The sequence below is a fragment of the Pseudothermotoga sp. genome, assembly GCF_031962025.1.
Taxonomy (GTDB): Bacteria; Thermotogota; Thermotogae; order Thermotogales; family DSM-5069; genus Pseudothermotoga_B.
Genome location: NZ_JAVRKW010000004.1, coordinates 21,088 through 39,274 on the forward strand (window position 1 = coordinate 21,088; position 18,187 = coordinate 39,274).

At 42.1% G+C, this 18,187-nt stretch carries 19 protein-coding genes; 15 read left to right on the top strand and 4 right to left on the bottom strand.

Annotated features, from left to right (window positions below; translation table 11 throughout):
• The 14 genes from iolN to AC4E92_RS04480 are packed head-to-tail and all read left to right on the top strand — an operon-like array spanning position 1 to position 13,886.
• Positions 1–969: a 3-dehydro-scyllo-inosose hydrolase gene (gene iolN, locus AC4E92_RS04415; protein WP_490239385.1), complete on the top strand. Its 969-nt coding sequence runs from the start codon at positions 1–3 to the stop codon at positions 967–969.
• Positions 970–1,012: 43 nt separating this feature from the next.
• Positions 1,013–1,945, top strand: coding sequence for a sugar ABC transporter substrate-binding protein (locus tag AC4E92_RS04420; RefSeq protein WP_490239386.1), 933 nt, complete (start codon positions 1,013–1,015; stop codon positions 1,943–1,945).
• Positions 1,946–1,991: 46 nt separating this feature from the next.
• The gene (locus AC4E92_RS04425) at positions 1,992–2,960 is read left to right on the top strand and encodes an ABC transporter permease (RefSeq protein WP_490239387.1); all 969 of its coding nucleotides are present in this window, start codon (positions 1,992–1,994) and stop codon (positions 2,958–2,960) included.
• On the top strand, positions 2,957–3,706 hold the full coding sequence (locus AC4E92_RS04430) for an ATP-binding cassette domain-containing protein (protein ID WP_490239388.1): 750 nt from the start codon (positions 2,957–2,959) through the stop codon (positions 3,704–3,706). The genes AC4E92_RS04425 and AC4E92_RS04430 overlap by 4 nt, the downstream gene beginning before the upstream one ends.
• Positions 3,707–3,710: 4 nt before the next feature.
• Positions 3,711–4,544: a carbohydrate kinase family protein gene (locus AC4E92_RS04435; RefSeq protein ID WP_490239389.1), complete on the top strand. Its 834-nt coding sequence runs from the start codon at positions 3,711–3,713 to the stop codon at positions 4,542–4,544.
• A gap of 17 nt (positions 4,545–4,561) precedes the next feature.
• Positions 4,562–5,554 (top strand): ABC transporter substrate-binding protein, encoded by a 993-nt coding sequence (locus AC4E92_RS04440; RefSeq protein ID WP_490239390.1) that lies wholly within the window; start codon positions 4,562–4,564, stop codon positions 5,552–5,554.
• A 44-nt stretch (positions 5,555–5,598) separates the two neighbouring features.
• Positions 5,599–7,275: an ABC transporter permease gene (locus AC4E92_RS04445; protein WP_490239391.1), complete on the top strand. Its 1,677-nt coding sequence runs from the start codon at positions 5,599–5,601 to the stop codon at positions 7,273–7,275.
• The gene (locus AC4E92_RS04450; RefSeq protein WP_490239392.1) at positions 7,272–8,366 is read left to right on the top strand and encodes an ABC transporter ATP-binding protein; all 1,095 of its coding nucleotides are present in this window, start codon (positions 7,272–7,274) and stop codon (positions 8,364–8,366) included. Before AC4E92_RS04445 ends, AC4E92_RS04450 begins: the two co-directional genes overlap by 4 nt.
• A complete protein-coding gene (locus AC4E92_RS04455) occupies positions 8,363–9,154 on the top strand; it encodes a Cof-type HAD-IIB family hydrolase (protein WP_490239393.1) in 792 nt (263 codons plus the stop codon). Before AC4E92_RS04450 ends, AC4E92_RS04455 begins: the two co-directional genes overlap by 4 nt.
• A gap of 5 nt (positions 9,155–9,159) precedes the next feature.
• A complete protein-coding gene (gene iolO / locus AC4E92_RS04460; RefSeq protein ID WP_490239394.1) occupies positions 9,160–9,975 on the top strand; it encodes a 5-keto-L-gluconate epimerase in 816 nt (271 codons plus the stop codon).
• Positions 9,976–10,020: 45 nt separating this feature from the next.
• Positions 10,021–11,172 carry an extracellular solute-binding protein gene (locus AC4E92_RS04465; RefSeq protein ID WP_490239395.1) on the top strand — a complete coding sequence of 384 codons (1,152 nt, stop codon included), beginning with the start codon at positions 10,021–10,023 and terminating at the stop codon, positions 11,170–11,172.
• Between the two features lie 41 nt (positions 11,173–11,213).
• Positions 11,214–12,044 carry an ABC transporter permease gene (locus tag AC4E92_RS04470; protein ID WP_490239396.1) on the top strand — a complete coding sequence of 277 codons (831 nt, stop codon included), beginning with the start codon at positions 11,214–11,216 and terminating at the stop codon, positions 12,042–12,044.
• Complete coding sequence (locus AC4E92_RS04475) at positions 12,041–12,847, top strand: ABC transporter permease (protein ID WP_490239397.1); 807 nt, start codon at positions 12,041–12,043, stop codon at positions 12,845–12,847. The genes AC4E92_RS04470 and AC4E92_RS04475 overlap by 4 nt, the downstream gene beginning before the upstream one ends.
• A gap of 4 nt (positions 12,848–12,851) precedes the next feature.
• Complete coding sequence (locus AC4E92_RS04480) at positions 12,852–13,886, top strand: ABC transporter ATP-binding protein (RefSeq protein WP_490239398.1); 1,035 nt, start codon at positions 12,852–12,854, stop codon at positions 13,884–13,886.
• A 43-nt stretch (positions 13,887–13,929) separates the two neighbouring features.
• Here the strand turns inward: AC4E92_RS04480 and AC4E92_RS04485 are convergent, their stop codons facing one another.
• Both AC4E92_RS04485 and AC4E92_RS04490 read right to left on the bottom strand, forming a co-directional pair.
• A complete protein-coding gene (locus AC4E92_RS04485) occupies positions 13,930–15,189 on the bottom strand; it encodes an SLC45 family MFS transporter (protein ID WP_490239399.1) in 1,260 nt (419 codons plus the stop codon).
• A gap of 11 nt (positions 15,190–15,200) precedes the next feature.
• A complete protein-coding gene (locus AC4E92_RS04490) occupies positions 15,201–15,953 on the bottom strand; it encodes an MBL fold metallo-hydrolase (RefSeq protein ID WP_490239400.1) in 753 nt (250 codons plus the stop codon).
• An 85-nt stretch (positions 15,954–16,038) separates the two neighbouring features.
• Here AC4E92_RS04490 and AC4E92_RS04495 point away from each other — a divergent pair, with 85 nt between their 5' ends.
• A complete protein-coding gene (locus AC4E92_RS04495) occupies positions 16,039–16,842 on the top strand; it encodes a sugar phosphate isomerase/epimerase family protein (RefSeq protein WP_490239401.1) in 804 nt (267 codons plus the stop codon).
• A 49-nt stretch (positions 16,843–16,891) separates the two neighbouring features.
• Here AC4E92_RS04495 and AC4E92_RS04500 read toward each other — a convergent pair whose 3' ends face one another.
• Together AC4E92_RS04500 and AC4E92_RS04505 are read right to left on the bottom strand one after the other, a co-directional pair.
• The gene (locus tag AC4E92_RS04500) at positions 16,892–17,431 is read right to left on the bottom strand and encodes a 2-oxoacid:ferredoxin oxidoreductase subunit gamma family protein (protein WP_490239402.1); all 540 of its coding nucleotides are present in this window, start codon (positions 17,429–17,431) and stop codon (positions 16,892–16,894) included.
• Complete coding sequence (locus AC4E92_RS04505; RefSeq protein ID WP_490239403.1) at positions 17,428–18,183, bottom strand: thiamine pyrophosphate-dependent enzyme; 756 nt, start codon at positions 18,181–18,183, stop codon at positions 17,428–17,430. Before AC4E92_RS04505 ends, AC4E92_RS04500 begins: the two co-directional genes overlap by 4 nt.
• Between the last annotated feature and the right edge of the window lie 4 nt (positions 18,184–18,187).

The following is an 18,187-nucleotide window of genomic DNA, read 5'->3' on the forward strand; positions in this document are numbered from 1 at the left end:
ATGTCAAAATGGCAGATACCACCAAAAGAAGGACACATGGAAAAACCATCTGGTGTTTATTATCAAACCATGACGATGAAAGAAATCGAGGAAAGGGTTAAAAAATGCGATTTGATAATCATTCCCGTTGGAAGTACTGAAAATCACGGTCCGAACGCACCAACCGGGGAAGATACATTTTTGATAACGAGGATGGCAGAACAGGTGGCTCTCAAAACAGGTTGTACTGTTGCAGAGCCAGTCTGGTACGGCTTTCATCCATACCACCACATAGGCATGCCAGGAACAGTTCCAGTAAAAGACGAGGCATTCATAGATCTTCTTGTCAGTATTATCGCTGGTTTCTGGAACGCGGGATTCAGAAAACAGATTTTGTTGAATGGCCACGGTCAGGAATTTGTCATACCAGTCGCAATACACAAATTTGCAAAGATTTTCCAGGTCCCGGCGATGATTTTCAACGTGAACTGGTATCACGCCATTCAGGATAAGTTCAAACTCAAAAAAGACGGTGGACCGTACGAGACGAATTTCATCCACGCCGATGAAGTCGAGACATCTTGGAGTCTTGCTCTGTTTCCAGAGTTCTGCCACCAGGAATGGGCTGTTGACACAACTCCTCGTGGTTATATGCCAGAGGGTCATATTGACAAGGCTGGTAATTTACTGCACAGGGCGATCGCGTGGTACGGACATGTCGGTGGAGGACCGATCGAGGTCGCGGCATATCCAGAGGGGGTTGTGGGAAAGGCAACCAAAGCAAGTGCGGATAAAGCTAAAGAAGGAGTAGAAGCACTACTTGATTATCTGGAAAAGCTCGTCAACGATATCATGACCAATTATCCGGCAGGTAAACTCCCACCAGCCAATGAACTGTCTCAGAGACCCAAAGAGGAACTGGATGCCGTGTTGAAAAAACCTTTTGAACCAGGCTGGAGGAGTATATACAGTTTGGGGAATATGTGGTGATTATGAAGGCGCCGCGAGCGCCTTCATATTAGGGGGGATATATGTGAGGAAACTGGCAACGCTTTTACTGGTTGTTATGGCATTTGTCGCTGCTTTTGGTTACACATTCTATGTCGTATCACATGGAGGTCCGGCTGATCCATTCTGGGGAGTTGTCATGAAAGGTGTCAAAGATGCGGCAGCCAAATTTGGGGTCGATGCTGTATATCTCGGTCCGGAGAAATTCTCTCTCAAAGAATTCATCGATCTTGTGAATTCTGCAATAGTCAAGAAACCGGATGGACTTGTTGTTACAATCACAAATCCAGTTGCTCTGGACGAGCCGCTCAGAAAAGCAATCCAAATGGGTATACCTGTAGTTGCAATCAACGTTCCAGACGACAGACCTGCCGAAGAAAAGATCCCATATCTGTGCTATGTAGGTATGAATGAATACTTAGCCGGTGTTTACGCTGCAAGGAGAATGCTTCAGGAATTCACACCCAAACGGGCTGTCATAGCAATTCATGAACCAGGTCATGCTGGACTTGAAGCAAGGGCAAAAGGTATTACAGATGTACTGGCCGAAAAGAAGATACCTGTAGAAAAACTCGATATCACGACAGATCCAACAAAGGCTTTGACTTTGCTCAAAAGTTATCTGACAAAATATCCAGATACGAATGCTATATTCACACTCGGACCTCTTGGTGCACATCCTGCGATACAGCTTGTTGAAGAAGAAAATCTCTCTGGCAAGGTCAAGATAGGTGCTATTGATCTAACAACGAAGATAACCGATGCCATCAAAAGAGGCGTTGTCGTCTTTACAATCGATCAGCAGCAGTATCTGCAGGGTTATCTGCCAATAGTTTTTCTGTACCTGTACAAAGAATTTGGTTTGATCCCGCACGAAGATATTCTCACCGGACCGTCGATTGTTGACAAGAGCAATGTAGACATCGTGGAAGAGACAGTACAGCTTGGTTATCGATGATAAAACAGAGGGGTGGATTCTCCACCCCTCTTGCCCCAAAGGGGGAATGGTTTTGGATCAGAAAAGAGATTTTCAGGCTTTTTTGAGAATAAAAGAATTTGGGGCTGTTGTGGGAATTGCGGTGTTTTTTGTTATTTTTTCTTTTCTTTCCAGCAGATTCGCCAGTGTCGACAATCTGTTGAACACCCTCACAATGGCTGCAGAGCTTGGCATCATAGCCGTCGGTGTATGCATGCTCATGATAAGCGGTGAGTTTGACTTGTCCGTTGGAGCAGTTTTTGCGGTTGTCCCGATGGTATTCGCGATAATGGTGAACCACAGAGTGAATGAATATCTCGCCCTGCTGACTGGGTTATCCATAGCGGCTGGTATTGGGTTGATAAATGGTTTTGTTACTTTAAGAACGGGTATACCTTCTTTTATAACTACTCTTGGCATGATGATGTTCTGGCGCGGAATATTGCTCGCAGTGACAGGAGGTTTTCCCATAATTTTAGCAAGACGCATAAGGATGCTGGATTATCTTGGTGGACGGGTGATTGGTGGTTTGAGATATTCGGCAATCTGGTTTGTATTTCTGACATTCATTTTCTGGTTTGTTCTTGAAAGAACGCGGTATGGTAACTGGACTTTTGCAACTGGTGGAAATCTTGGAGCCGCAAAAGCTCTTGGTGTACCCTCTGAAAGGGTTAAGATAACCAACTTCATGATAAGCAGTCTTTTAGCCGGCTTTGCCGGATTAACCACCTTTGCACGTTTTAAGATAGTAGATCCCACGCTTGGTCAGGAGCTGGAACTGGAAGCCATCGCATCGGCTGTTATGGGAGGAACTCTACTGACAGGAGGATATGGCAGTATCTTAGGTGCACTGATTGGTGCAACGATGATAAGCATGGTTCGAAATGGGCTTGTACTTGCTGGAGCTCCCGCTTACTGGTACAGAGCTTTCATAGGAATCATCCTGATAGTTGCAGCAGTCATAAACGCAAAAATCCGAAAGAAGGTAGCAGGATGAGAGATTTACTCGTACAGATGAAGGGCATAAAGAAATCCTTTGGCAAAGTGCAGGCTCTCAAAGGAGTGGACTTTTCTGTTTCAAAGAATGAAATAGTGGGACTTCTTGGTGACAACGGTGCTGGTAAATCCACTCTGATAAAGATCCTCGTTGGTTATTATCAGCCCGACGAGGGAGAGATTTACTTTGAAGGCAGTAGAGTCAATTTCAAATCACCGTGGCAGTCAAGGCATCTTGGTATAGAAACAGTTTATCAGGATCTTGCACTTGTCAATCTCATGCCTTTGTGGAGAAATTTCTTTCTTGGCAGAGAAATGGTCAAAAAGATAGGCCCTTTTTCCTGGATTCAGCGAAAAAAGATGAGAAAAATAGCAATGGACGCTCTGAAAGATATAGGTATATCTGTGAGAAATCCAGATGAAACAGTGGCTTTCATGTCTGGTGGTGAAAGACAGGCTGTTGCAATAGCGAGAGCCATACACTTTGGGGCAAAACTTCTGATACTGGATGAGCCAACAGCAGCGCTGTCTGTTGGTGAGACGAGAAAGGTTTTGGAGCACATACTCGAAGCCAAGAAAAGGGGCATATCTGTGATTTTTATAACTCACAATATCTACCATGTCTATGAGGTTGCCGACAGACTGGTTCTGCTTGAAAGAGGCGAGAAAATAGGAGACTATCTCAAAAAAGACGTGACCCCACAGTACATAATGGATGTCATTGCAGCGGCTGCGGGAGTCAGGTAGAAAGGTGATGATGATGAATATTCTATTCATCGGTCATGTCGCAAAAGACATAAACAAAACGCCAGATAAAACTGTCGTGGTACCAGGAGGTGGGGTGTTCTACGGAAGCATTGCGGCGCAGAGGGCTGGTGCTAATTGCAAAGTTATAACAAAATGCGCGTACAAGGATCGCCCCCTATATGATGAGATGGTAAAAGCAAAAGTTCAAGTCTTCTTTCTTGAGAGTGAGACCACAACGACTATTGAAAACTTCTATCCCACTGAAAATCCAGACGATAGAATCAGCCGAATTCTTTATTTAGCAAGAAGATTTGAAAAAGAAGATATCGAAGATTTATCATGTGAAAAGATCGTTTTGAGTGCTCTGTGGCATGGAGAGATCCCCGAAGAACTTATAACTGTGCTGAGAGATAAGACAGAGATGTTGATAGGTGATGCTCAGGGATTTCTCAGAAACGTTGCCGAAGATGGACAGTTGAGGTATCAGGACTGGTCTGAGAAGACCAGATATCTCAAATTTTTCGACGTCTTAAAGGTAGACAGCAACGAAGCTTTCATACTCACGGGCGAAAGAGATCTCAAAAAGGCATGTGAGCAAATTCACAGAATGGGTGTAAAGATAGTTCTTGCAACTTACAGAGAAGGTGTCTGTGCCTTTGACGGAGAAAAATTCTATCACGCGACATTTCTTCCATATAAGATTGAAGGAAGAACTGGAAGAGGAGATACCTGCCTTGCAGTTTTTGTAACAGCCTTAGAAGATCTGCATAAAGCCGTTACTTTAGCCGCAAAGATAACTTCAGAAAAAATGCAATATCCCGGTCCCTACAGGGGCTAATTGAGGAGGTGTTTGAAATGAAAAAACTCTTTGTGCTGGTGGCTATTTTGATCGCTGCTGTGGTTATTTTTGCAAAAGATCAGGTTCTACACATCTACACGGCACTGGATGAGAACGAATGGCCAATTTATGTGAATGCGTTTGAAAAAGCGACTGGTATTAAAGTACAGGTCGTGAGGATGTCCTCAGGAGAGCTTTTAGCAAGAGTAGAAGCTGAATCAAAGAACCCACAGGCAAGTGTCTGGTTTGGTGGACCTGCACTGGACCAGATTGCTGCAAAAAAGAAAGGGCTTCTGGCACCTTACAGATCCCAGGCGGTGGAAAATGTGCCGGCGGCTTTTAAAGATCCAGATGGTTACTGGGTGGGTCTGTATTTCGGAGCAATAGGTTTTGTTAGCAACACGGAACAGCTCAAACAACTTGGTGTTGAACCGCCTACTTCCTGGTATGATCTTCTCAAACCACAGTTCAAAGGAAGAATCTCTCTTGCCTATCCATACACTTCCGGCACAGCTTATACTGTGCTCGCTGCACTGGTTGCAATAATGGGAGAAGACAAAGCCTTTGATTACTGGAAGCAACTGCACAAGCAGATTCATCACTACAATACCTCTGGATCCGCATGTGTTACCCAGGCGGGGTTGGGTGAAATAACAGTTGGAATAGCCTTCGCACACGACATCATCACCAAAGGTATAGCAAAAGGTTATCCGGTAGTTCTTACCTTCCCGAAAGAGCCAACCGGTTATGAAATCGGTGCAATGTCAATGATAAAAGGTGCTCCCGAACCGGACCTTGCCGCAAAATTCATAGACTGGATGCTGTCTGTCGATGCTCAGAGTTTAATGGTTCAGTGGAACAGAATACCGATCAACCCGCAAGCAAAAGTAGCTCCCGGTGCTGTGAAAATGGAAGATGTCAACGTCGTACCTATGGATTTTGAATACTTCGGTGAAAATAAAGACAGACTCATCGAAAGGTGGAAAGAAGAAATCGAGTACGGTATGTAAAAATTGGGCGTGGTACATAGCCACGCCCTTGTTGGGGGGGTTGAATGAACTGGTTCAAACAGATAAAAAGGCTTATAAATGAACCTGTTTTGTTTGCGCTGATCATTTTTGTCTGGGTGCTTTTGATTGTTTTTGTTGTCTATCCGATACTGATGGTTGGATTGAAGAGCTTTGAGATAAAAAGCGGAATGTATGGTTTTGATGTTTATAAAAATCTCTTCAGCAAAAGATACTTTGTAACACCTATAGTGAATACTCTGAAGCTTGGAGTAGTTGTCGCTTTTATAAGTGTTCTTGTAGGGTATATATTTGCTTATGCAATTGCGAAGGTGAATATACCGATCAAGGGGTTTTTCAGGACCGTTGCCACCTTTCCAATAATATCACCGCCTTTTGTAATTGCACTTGCAGCAATCCTTTTGTTTGGAAGAAATGGGATCATCACGAAAAATTTCTTCAATGGCACACCGCCATTTGAAATCTATGGTTTCTGGGGTCTTGTAATAGTTGAAACCCTTGCTTATTTTCCAACAGCGTTTATGACATTGGAAGCGATACTGATTTCAATAAGTTCAGATCTTGAAGAAGCGTCTTTAAGCCTTGGATCGGGTAAATGGCGTACCTTCTGGCGTGTCACTTTCCCATTATCAATGCCGGGTGTTTTATCCGCATGGTTGTTGGTTTTTTCCCAATCTATGGCAGATTTTGGGACTCCCCTGATTCTGGGTGGAAGGTATCACGTTCTGAGCGTATCTGCTTATCTTGAGATAACGGGCTCTTACAGAATTTCATACGGGTCTGGGCTGGCGATTTTGTTACTGATACCAACATTGATAGCCTTTTTTGTTCAAAGGTACTGGCTTTCAAAAAAGTCATACGTTACTGTTACGGGCAAACCCTCTGTGGTCAAAGTGCTTGAACCGAATATATACGTGAAAATGATTTTTATGCTCATCTGTGCGGTTCTTGTGTCTGCGATCTTTTTGTTTTACGGCACAGTGCTATTTGGATCTTTCACAAAACTCTGGGGTGTTAATCACAAACTCACTCTGGATAATTATAAATTCGCATTCACATACAATTGGAATTATATCAAAGATACTCTGATACTGGCGTGCATTGCGACACCTCTGTGTGGAATTCTCGGTATCATGATTTCTTATCTTGTTGCAAGAAAACAGTTCCCTGGCAGAAGGATTATGGAAGCTCTTTCTTTGCTGACTTTTGCGGTACCTGGTACGGTTGTTGGTATAGGTTATCTGCTTGCGTTCAACCAAAGACCATTTGTTCTGACTGGAACTGCTTTGATTATCATACTGGTTTTTATCTTCAGGGAATTGCCCGTAGGTGTACAAAACGGTGTTGCGGCTCTCTATCAAATTGACCGTTCCATAGAAGAGGCTTCTATGGATCTTGGCAGCAGCAGTAACAGAACCTTCTGGAAGATCACCTTACCGCTTTTGATGCCAGCTTTCTTCAACGCTCTGTTCACAGCTTTTGTCAGGAGTATGACGGCAATCAGTGCTGTTATATTCGTTGTCTCTGGCAAATGGAATTTGATAACCGTGAGAATACTTGGAGCGGTTGGCAACAGTGACCTTTCACAGGCTGCCGCACTCAGTTACGTTCTTATAGGTATTGTCGTATTAGCCATGTTCTTTTTGAGATTTGTGACTATCAACCTTTCTTATCAGACAAAGATCAGGAGGGCAATGTCATGACAGAGTACTATGTTGAGGTAAAAAATCTGGTTAAAGAGTTCAAAGACTCGAGTTCTGGTTCTCTTATAAGAGCAGTGAACAATGTGAGTTTTGGAGTTGAAAAAGGTCAATTGGTGACCCTTCTTGGTCCATCCGGGTGCGGTAAAACGACGACCCTGCGGCTCATAGGTGGATTTGAAATAGCCACTAAAGGTGATGTTTTGATAGATGGAACAAGGGTGAATGATCTTCCACCAAACAAAAGACCCACAGCGATGGTTTTTCAAAGTTATGCCCTGTTCCCACACATGAACGTTTTTGAAAACGTCGCTTACGGGTTGAAAAACAGAAAGCTGGATCACAGAGAGATCAAAAATAGAGTTTTACAGATGCTTTCTGTAGTTGGATTGAGTGGACTTGAAAAACGTTACCCAAGTCAGCTTTCCGGAGGTCAGCAGCAGCGTGTTGCACTTGCTCGTGCACTTGTGGTTCAACCGAAGGTTTTGCTCTTAGATGAACCTCTTTCGAATCTCGATGCCAAACTCAGAGAACAGATGAGAATAGAGTTGAAAAAGCTTCAGTCGACTCTTGGTATAACGAGCATCTATGTCACTCATGATCAGCTTGAAGCGATGACTCTGTCTGATGTAATCATTGTCATGAAAGATGGGATCATCATGCAAAGGGATTCTCCTCAGATGATTTACAGATATCCTGCAAACAAATTCGTTGCAAATTTCATAGGAAAGGCAAACTTTCTTGAGGCAACTGTTCTTAACTGCTCACAGGGCAAATGTAAGATCCGAACTTTGAACAATGCACAGATAGAGGTGAATGTGAGAGAAGATGTTCAATATAACGTAAATGAAAAGGTATACCTTGTTCTGAGACCGGAAGGAGGCAGGTTCGTAAAACCCAAGGAAGGTATTGTTGATGGTGTTGTTATAACAAGAATATACACAGGTGCAAGTGCGTTTTTCGAAGTCAGGACAGATTATGGAATCTTGTCTGTCGAGGTTCAAAATCCACTGTCTTTAAACCTTCCAGATTACAACGAGACAGTTGGACTGGATTTCGATCCCATGACTCTGTCGGTGGTGAGGTATGAATGAAGCTTCTCATCTCTGATTTAGATGGTACTCTTTTAGAAAAAGATCATTCCATTTCACATGAAGTCTTTGAACTTGTAAAAAAGATAGAAAACCTCGGTGTTCTGTTTTCGATTGCCACGGGTCGGGCTTTGTCTGCCGCGAAAGATTACATAGAAAAGCTCAACCTGACCACACCTGTGATACTCTTCAACGGTGCAAGAATCTACGATCCAGTTCAAAACAAATACATAGTGCAGTATTTTTTGTCAAAGAAAGCTGTCGAACTGGCACTGAAGGTAATTAATTCAAATAGAAATCTCACGGCTGCGTTCTTCGTAAACGAAGAGGTCTACATGTACAATGTCGGACCAAATGCAGCTACTTATCTGATAAGAGATGCCCTGACCTATAGATCAGTAGACGATTTGAGATTTGTCGAGAATCTCAACATCACCAAAATTGTTTTTGCAAGCTATCCATACAATTTGAGCAAACTTGAAATAGAACTGCCAGAGTTTTTTGAGCAGCAAGCCGATGTCGTCAGATCAGAGGATGATCTGCTTGAGATACTGCCCAGATCCATAAACAAAGGCAGTGCTTTGAAAAAACTCTGTGAATTGTTGAAAATAACCTTAGATGAAGTGATTGCAATGGGAGACAGCATGAATGATTTTCAGATGATAAAAACATCTGGTATTGGTATAGCCGTTGGCAAAGCAAGTGATGAATTGAAAAAAGCCGCAAAATTTTACTTTCAGACGGGGAAAGATGCTCTGCAGAAGGTCTATGAAATGCTTGAACGGGGGTGAGCTGGTTGAAGACAGCTCTTGTCATAAGTACATCTGATGCCGCTTTTAATTCCTTGGCTTTCAAGGGAGATCTTGTAAGAGGTATCCAGATGGCAAAGAATATAGGATACGACGGGGTTGAGATAGCTGTTCGGGATCCATCCAAAGTTGACGAAAATGAAATAGAAAAAGTGACTCGTGAACTCAAAGTAGAGGTCGCTGCGGTCGGTACAGGTCAGGCATTTTTAGCAGAAGGGTTGAACCTGATCGATCCAGATGAAAATGTCAGAAAACGCACTGTGGAAAGATTGAAAAGTCACATAGACTTTGCCTCGATATTCTCTTGCAAGGTGATCATAGGATTTATAAGGGGAAACAGAAAACAAAGGCCACTTGAAAAAGTAATCGATTTATTCGTCGAACAGATGAGATTTCTCGCTGATTATGCTTTATCCAGAAACGTATCTCTTGTGATAGAGCCTCTGAACAGATATGAAATAGATTTTCTAAATACATTACATCAAACTCATGAAGTTGTTGAGATGATCAACAGAGTAAACGTAGGTATACTCGCCGATACCTTTCACATGAACATAGAAGAAGCGAGAATAGAAGAGAGTATTCTTTCAGTGTCAAAGAAACTCTACCATTTTCATGTGGCAGATAACAACAGATGGGCACCGGGAACGGGACACTATGATTTCAAGTCAACTTTTGAGGTTTTACACCAAATAAAGTACAGCGGTTATATCTCGGTAGAATGTCTGCCTCTGCCAGATGGTGCCGAGGAATCAGCAAAGATCGCCTACAGAACCGTGAAAAAGTATTTAGAGAGTTTTTAAATGGTTTAATAATCGACTGCTATATCCATCCATGGAGGTGGTTTTATGAGAAGGTTACTTCTGGTTTTGATGATTGCCCTGGTATCGATTCTCGCTCTTGCTCAATCAGACATTCCTGTTAAGGTTACTCTGACAATGATGGTCGCTGGAGATCAGAACATGGTTGATTTCTTCCAGTATGAGATAGCTCCTGAGTTTGAAAAACTCTATCCTAATGTGAAAATCAAGGTTGTAGGCACTGGACCAGGTGATGCGGGATCTCAACAAATCATTCAGCAATTGCAGCTTGAAAAAGATTCTGGCAAAGACAAATGGACAGTAGATGTTGTTGTGATTCATGAAACAGGCGCAGTATGGGCTATTGAGAAAGGTTTGATAAGACAATACACCGATTTTCTCACGGCAAAAAGGCTCGCTATAAGGAATACAGATGAAATGGCTCTTGGAGTTAATGTAGATGGTTATGTTATGCCGATGTTTCACAGCCAAACTGCAATAGCCTACAACCCAAAGTTTGTCAAAACCCCACCAAAATCGTATGCTGAGCTGGTCGAGTGGGTCAAAAAGAACCCGGGTAAATTTGGATACAACGGTATCAAAGGCGGTATGTCGGGTGTTTCATTTGTCTTCGGCTGGGTTTACTGGAAATCGAAAAACACAGACATCCTGATCAATGGTCCATACGACAAAAAATACGAAGAAGATTGGCCCCAGATATACGCAGAACTCAAGGAATTCAACAAGTACGTTACTATGACAGCTGGAAATGCAGGAACACTTGATGCACTCAATCGTGGAGAAATCTGGATGGGACCTGTTTGGGTTGATATGTTCTATACCTGGATGCGCGAAGGTAGAATGGATCCGAATATCAGAATAGTTTTGTTAGAACCCGGCATGCCAGGTCAGCCAATGCATTTTGCCATACCAACAAAGGCTGCAAATGCAGATTATGCGCTAAAACTCATTGAATTTGTTTCGTCACCGAAGATGCAGGCTAAGTATATCGTTGAAAGATTCAACTGGTATCCAGCGATAGGTGATGATTTTGTAACACCATATCTTGCTAAGGATGTACTCGACAGAATCTACAAAGATGTTAAACAGGAAGAATTACTCAAATATGCAAAACCAATGCCTTTGCTTCCTTATAAGCAAGACATGCAAGAAGCCTATGAAAAATGGGTTGAAAAGTAATAGGCAGAGCCATCAGGCTCTGCCTTTTGTGGGTGAGATCTATGAAAATGGAATTTAAGAATCGACTGATAGGTTTTTTGTTGGTTCTACCAGCTTTTTTGATCCTAGTTTTTTTGTACGTTTATCCTTTGATTCGTGCCATCTGGACGAGTTTTATAAAAGACGGACAGTTGAGTTGGGCAAACTATGAAAAGGCTTTTGAAATATATTCACGTGACATTGTTTATTCTGTTGCTATGACAACCGGGACAGTCGTGGTTGTTCTTGCTTTGAGTATTCTTTTAGCAAGTTACTTGCGTTTCAAAGAATGGAGATTTTTGGATGTGATGTACAGATTGCCTTTGTTCATACCGTTTTTGATTGTTGGTCACGCAATGAGGATTTTCCTGGCACCGCACGGTACGTTGAATACCCTTCTGACAAGAATCCTTAAAATAAATGAATTACCGGGCTTTTCAAGAAGCTGGATAGGACTTTTGTGGACTTTTGTATGGGTGATGACCCCTTACGCAGCTTTAATAGTTCTTGGCGCTTTCAGAGCTCTTGACAATTCTTACATTGATGCTGCCAGAAATCTCGGAGCTTGCAGGGCAAAAGTTGTTTTCACAGTGATAATACCCATGTGTAGACCATCCATAATGGTGGCAGCCATACTGACCTTTGTGAGAACCATAAGCAGCTTAACTATACCTGTTATGATCGGTCCGAATACCCCCAACATGATAACTGTTGATATGATGTTCAGAATCAATTTCTTCAACGACTGGGGTGTTGCGAATGCCCTGGGTGTTATCTCGTACTTAATAGTTGTCGTCCTTGCTGTGTATTATCTGAGATTCATGGCTGCGGAACGAGGGGGTATAAAGGGATGAGATTTTCCATCTGGCGAATGACGTTGAAGGTAATCTTTGTCATATTCATGCTCTTGATAATGATAGGCCCACTTGTGGGAATTTTCATATGGAGTTTTGCAAGAACCTGGTACTGGCCAAGTCCACTCCCTCAGCAATTTACTTTGAGATATTGGCTTGAGGTTTTCAGGCAGGGAAGGGTTTTAAATTCACTGACTCTGAGCGTTACGATTGCCCTATTGACAGTAGCTTTTTCTATCTTGCTTGCGATCCCGGCAGCATACGGTTTTGCGAGATACAGTTTGCCTTTTGAAAGAATTCTTCTGTTGTTATTCTTGATGCCTCAAGCTTTTCCACAGCTACCTGTTTTTATAAATCTTGCAAGTATATTTGGACGAATGGGATTAAGGGGAAACATTTGGGGAATCATACTTGCACATACGATGGCATCGTTGGTTTTCTCACTGTGGATAATAACTGCAACTTTCAAATCTATACCTGTAGAACTTGAACAGGTTGCACAGAATCTTGGAGCAAGCAGATTCAAGACTTTCTGGACTGTAACTTTTCCAATTGCAATCCCAGGTATAATTGCTGGAGCGATTTATGTTTTTCTCTGGTCAATGGGTGAGTTCACGGCAGCATTTTTCATAGGGGCACCATTTATTCAAACGGCTCCCGTTCTAATGTACACCTCGAGCATGGGGTATAACCTTCAAATAGCCAGTGTGATTGCAATTATTCTGATGGTACCTTCTTTAGTCTTCATGGTGCTCATTGAAAAATTCTTGAAAGCTGAGTACATTTCCGGTTTAGGGGGTTGAAATAATGGTGATTCTGCGAGCACAAAACCTGTGCAAGTCTTATGGTCAAGTTAAAGCCCTCGATAACGTGGACATTGAAATAGAGGATGCAGAGTTACTTGCTGTTATAGGTCCAAGTGGTTCTGGAAAAACCACACTTTTGAGGTCAATAGCAGGTTTTGTTCAATTAGATTCTGGAAAAATATTCGTGAAATCAAAAGATATTACAAACCTTCCTCCAGAAAGAAGAAATGTGGCAATGTTTTTTCAAAACTACGCTTTGTGGCCCCATATGACAGTTTTTGAAAATGTGGCTTATGGTTTGAAAATAAGAAAATACGACAAGAAAACAATACAGGAAAAAGTCGAATGGGCGCTGGACTTTCTGGATATAAAACCACTGGCTGAAAGAAAGCCAAACCAGCTTTCCGGTGGTCAGCAACAACGTGTGGCTCTGGCAAGGGCAATCGTTGTACAGCCAGATGTATTGTTACTGGATGAACCTTTATCCAATCTTGATGCCAAAATCAGGATGAGAATAAGGTTTGAATTGAAAACCCTGCAAAAAAAATTGAAAATACCCACACTGTATGTTACTCACGATCAGGAAGAGGCTATAAGTATAGCTGACAAGATAGCCATAATGCATAACGGGAAAGTACTTCAAATCGGTACACCGCAGCAGGTGTATGAGAACCCTGTTGATCTCTTTGTTGCTGATTTCATAGGTGTGAACAGCATGCTCAGAGTCAAACCTTCAGCAGAAGGTGTTGTAAAGATTGGCAATCTGAAGTTCCAATCTAAACAGGATGTGACACATGTCGTCATAAGAGCCGAAGAAGCGAAGGTTCTTCCAGTTCAGCAACATATTGTCATGAATGAAGATGACCTTAGACTGGAAGGTACTGTGATTGGAAAGCTGTATCTTGGTTCCAAGTATCGTTATGAAATCAGGGTACAGGACATAGAAGAAGTACTTTTCATAAACAGTGAAGAGGCATTTGAGATAAACCAGCAAGTACAAATAATAGCCCGTAAAGGCAGTTTCTTTGTTTATTGATTTTGTTTATTTGATAGTGATGTTGCTTTTCTGGCTCTTTCGCTTAGTTTTCCTGTGCTTCACCTCTTTTGACGAATCTCATTGTTAAAAACGACAGAACAATAAAGACTATCGAAAAGACCATCAAAGATGGGTATCCAACTGTGTCGATGAAGATGCCCGCTAAAGGCGGTGCGAATATATTTGCAGCCATCGAGAAAAAGTAATACAAACCGGTGTATCCACCGGTTTTTTCTGCTTTTGTCATGTCCACAACCATTGGCAGTGAATTGACATTTACCAGTGCCCAGCCGATGCCGCTGATTGCAAACAGCACGAAGAACATCGAGAGTAGAATGGATTTGTTCTGAAAGATAGCTGACAATATGAGAACTATCAAAAGACATGATATCAGTGTGAGCAGTCCTATGCTTATGGCTTTTTTTCTTGAAATCTTAGAGCCAATCATACCTGCCGGTATTGAAAACAACATGAAAGTCAAAGAAAATACCCCAAGAACAAGAGCACCGGTACTCTCAGATATGCCCAGGTAAAACTTGGCATAGCTTGTGAAGAAAGTTTCCAGTGCATTGAATCCTATGAACCAGAATAGTATAGACAGCAAAATGAACAGTAAACTCTTCTCTTTTGAGAAAAATGCCTCTTTTAGATTGTAGATGAGCTCTCTGTTTCCTTTTTTCACGGTCTCAAAAACATTTAGTCCGTCCTGAGATATGGTGTATTCTTTTGGTTCTCTTATGAATAAAATGACGAGGATGTTTGCTAAAAGCATTAATGCGCCACCGACAAAAAATGGGTAGGAATAATTTGCATCATAAAGCGGTTTTCCGGCGAAATAAGCCAGCAATGCGCCAAACCCACCCATGAAGTTGATGATTCCATTCGCCTGGCTTCTGTACTTTGAAGGAGTTATGTCTGGCATCAGTGCTATAACAGGAGATCTAAAAAGAGCCATTGAAAAGTTCATCAGAATGATCACTGTCATCATAAGCGAAAGAGATTTCATATCACGCATAAGTGGTATTAGGCAGAAAAACAGAGCGCCCAAAGGTGCACCGACCAGGATGTATGGTTTTCTTCTGCCCAATCTTGTACGTGTTTGATCACTGAGTGTACCAATGTATGGAAGCATCACGATCGCAAAAATATTGTCGATGGTCATAACTATGCCTATTACGAAGGAGGACAAAGCAAAATCTTTCAGAAAAATTGGAACATAAGCGTTGTAAAGGGGCCAAAGAACACTTATTCCAAAAAAACCAAAGCCGAGCAAAAAGACGTTTTTGTAGCTGAACTTTGTCATGTTTTCCCCTCCTATAGTATTATTCTATCAAGATCCTTTGGTATTAAAATCTCACCGAGAAAATACTGTTTCAGCTCGCTAATCAACTGTGTTTCATTGTTGTCTATCTCTGGACCTACGTGAACAAGACAAAGCACCTTTACATTTGATAGCTGTGCGAGTCTTGCGGCATCTTCAGCACATGTGTGACCCTCTGTTCTTTTTGAATACAGATAACTGCAGGTCGACTCGTGTATCAAAAGATCCGCGTTCATAAACAGATGAACGAGGTTTTCACATGGCTCAGTATCGCTTGTATAAACTGCTGTTGATTTATGAGATTTGATTTTCAGACCAAAGTTGGGGACAGAGTGCTTTACAGGGAATACCTCAACGGATATCTTTGAGTTTTCAATCAAGATGTGATTTTCATATTTGACAGCTTTTAGCTCAATTTCAAAACCGTTGTTTTGATGTAAAAGGTCATGCATTTGAAGATAGGTTCTTGCCAGTTCGTAAAAGTACTCACCAACATAAATCTTTATCGGGTTTTTTCTTCCTGAAAGCCTGAGCATCTCAATTAACGAAGGTAAACCGTAAATGTGATCCACATGTCCGTGGGTTATTATTATGCTCTGGAGTTTTAAAGGATCATACCCAATTTTTCTCATCTTTCCAAACACATTACCCGGACAATCTATGAGAAAATCGTTCACAAGAAGCGATGTGTTGTCTCTATTAGACGTTGAGATAGCTGCCGATGTGCCAAGAAAGACTATTCTCAAATACATTCCTCCCATCAAAATTATATTCGAAAAGTTCTTTGAGTTGTGATAATATTTGATCCAAGATCTGAGTGGGGGTGAGTTTATGCTGAAGGGGTTCAATGGCGCTACATCCATGAAGCATGATCTTTTCAGCGATATTGTTTGGGCAAGTGATGCAGGATTTGATGTACTTGAGATCTGGAAAACAAAGTTATTCGATGCTATAAAACACCACAGTGTAGAAGATATTGCCAGAGAATTTGTGAAATACGGCATCGAGCCCTATACGATCAATTCACTTGAACAGGCTACTTTTTGCAAAGACTTCAAAGAAAAACTCCAGGAATGTGAGATGCTCTGCGCACTTGCCCAGGATGTAAAAGCCGGGATTTTGATCGTTGTTCCGGGTTTTATTGAAGAAAAACTGCCGGAGAGTGAGGTGAAAAGGGAAACTATCAACGCTCTGAAAGAGTTTTCAAAATTGGCAGATCGCTATCAGATCAGGCTTGCTTTTGAATTTCTCGGGTTTAAGAACTGTTCTGTTAACAAGCTGAACACAGCAAGGGAAATAATCAAAGCCTTGGATCGTAAGAATGTGGGTCTTGTGATCGATACCTGTCACTTTTTTGCCGGTGGATCAACCCTTGAAGATTTGGAGCAAACAGACCCTGAGGATATATTCATAGTGCACATCAACGATCTTTTAGAGATCAAAGAAGAAGTTCAAGATTCAGACAGAGTCATGCCGACAGATGGGATACTGCCGCTGAGTGATTTTATCAGAACACTGAGAAAAATTGGATATAGTAAAGTGATCAGTGTAGAACTTTTCAACGAGCAGTACTGGAAAATGGATGCGAAGAAGATTGCGCAGATCTGTTATGAAAAACTCTCAAAATTGTTGTGAACTTTAAAAAATGCCGGAGCTTGAGCTCCGGCCAATGGGTGGGTCTATCTCATCCGCCTACGTGTTTTACACCTTCATAGATGGCTTTGATATTAATATCGATGATCTCAGAACTTCTGGATGAAAGTTTATATTTCATGGCTTCAATCAGAGAATCTATGCTCACGCATTTTGTTATCTGAACAAAGCTGCCGAGCATCACCATATTCGCAACCTTGGGATTTCCAAGTTTTTCTGCAATGTCATTTGCAGGTATCTCATACACTTTGATATCGGATCTTTGAGGTTTTCTGTCCACGACCGAGACATTGATGAACAGATAACCGTCTTTTTTGACTTTCGGTTCGAATTTCAAAAGTGAAGGTATGTTCATCGCAACAACTTCTGTTGGTAACTCAATAACAGGTGAGGCTACAGGCTCTTCACTCACAACCACCGTGCAGTTTGCAGTTCCTCCACGCATCTCAGGACCATAGGATGGGAACCACGTCACATACTTGTTTTCATTCATACCCGCCTGGGCAAGGACCTGACCCATCAACATAACTCCCTGTCCGCCAAAACCGGCAAAAATTATACTGTGTGTCATTTGTCCTCACCAACCTTATCCACAAAGACACCAAGAGGATATTCTGCCACCATATTCTGCTCAAGCCACTGCATGGCTTTAATAGGAGGCATACCCCAGTTTGTTGGACAGGTTGACAAAACTTCAACAAGCCCATAACCCAGATTTCTCGTCTGGGCTAAGAAAGCCTTCTTGATGTATTTCTTTGTTGTCAGAACATCTTTTGGTGTAGTTACTTTTGTCCGTGCCAAGAAAGCAACTCCTTTGAGTTCCTTCAATATCTCGCATATGTGCACGGGATAGCCTTCTTTTTCCGGTGATCTGCCGTATGGAGAGGTTGTGGTTTTCATACCGAGTAGAGTTGTGGGAGCCATCTGTCCACCTGTCATGCCGTATATCGCGTTGTTTATGAATATCGTTGTTACTCTCTCTCCTCTGTTTGCCGTGTGAATTGTTTCTGCTGTTCCGATCGCCGCCAGATCGCCATCACCCTGGTATGTGAAAACCACAAGATCAGGTCTTGCGCGTTTCATACCCGTTGCTACCGCTGTAGCTCTTCCATGTGGAGCGACTGTCCCATCGAGGTTGAAAAACTCATAAGCGAAAACCGAACAACCCACAGGCGCGACTATTATTGTTTTTTCTCTTATTCCAAGCTCGTCTATTACTTCTGCAATCAATCTGTGCACAATTCCATGATGACATCCAGGGCAGTATGTAAAAGGTTTTTTACTCAAAGAATCAGGCATTTTATAGATTGTTTTGAACTCCATTTTC

Excerpts from the sequence above, each read along its gene's own strand:
- iolN (WP_490239385.1), top strand. The coding sequence starts at position 1 with ATGTCAAAATGGCAGATACCACCAAAAGAAGGACACATGGAAAAACCA.
- AC4E92_RS04425 (WP_490239387.1), top strand. The coding sequence starts at position 1,992 with ATGGTTTTGGATCAGAAAAGAGATTTTCAGGCTTTTTTGAGAATAAAA.
- AC4E92_RS04430 (WP_490239388.1), top strand. The coding sequence starts at position 2,957 with ATGAGAGATTTACTCGTACAGATGAAGGGCATAAAGAAATCCTTTGGC.
- AC4E92_RS04440 (WP_490239390.1), top strand. The coding sequence starts at position 4,562 with ATGAAAAAACTCTTTGTGCTGGTGGCTATTTTGATCGCTGCTGTGGTT.
- AC4E92_RS04445 (WP_490239391.1), top strand. The coding sequence starts at position 5,599 with ATGAACTGGTTCAAACAGATAAAAAGGCTTATAAATGAACCTGTTTTG.
- AC4E92_RS04450 (WP_490239392.1), top strand. The coding sequence starts at position 7,272 with ATGACAGAGTACTATGTTGAGGTAAAAAATCTGGTTAAAGAGTTCAAA.
- AC4E92_RS04455 (WP_490239393.1), top strand. The coding sequence starts at position 8,363 with ATGAAGCTTCTCATCTCTGATTTAGATGGTACTCTTTTAGAAAAAGAT.
- AC4E92_RS04465 (WP_490239395.1), top strand. The coding sequence starts at position 10,021 with ATGAGAAGGTTACTTCTGGTTTTGATGATTGCCCTGGTATCGATTCTC.
- AC4E92_RS04470 (WP_490239396.1), top strand. The coding sequence starts at position 11,214 with ATGAAAATGGAATTTAAGAATCGACTGATAGGTTTTTTGTTGGTTCTA.
- AC4E92_RS04475 (WP_490239397.1), top strand. The coding sequence starts at position 12,041 with ATGAGATTTTCCATCTGGCGAATGACGTTGAAGGTAATCTTTGTCATA.
- AC4E92_RS04480 (WP_490239398.1), top strand. The coding sequence starts at position 12,852 with ATGGTGATTCTGCGAGCACAAAACCTGTGCAAGTCTTATGGTCAAGTT.
- AC4E92_RS04485 (WP_490239399.1), bottom strand. The coding sequence starts at position 15,189 with ATGACAAAGTTCAGCTACAAAAACGTCTTTTTGCTCGGCTTTGGTTTT.
- AC4E92_RS04495 (WP_490239401.1), top strand. The coding sequence starts at position 16,039 with ATGCTGAAGGGGTTCAATGGCGCTACATCCATGAAGCATGATCTTTTC.
- AC4E92_RS04500 (WP_490239402.1), bottom strand. The coding sequence starts at position 17,431 with ATGACACACAGTATAATTTTTGCCGGTTTTGGCGGACAGGGAGTTATG.
- AC4E92_RS04505 (WP_490239403.1), bottom strand. The coding sequence starts at position 18,183 with ATGGAGTTCAAAACAATCTATAAAATGCCTGATTCTTTGAGTAAAAAA.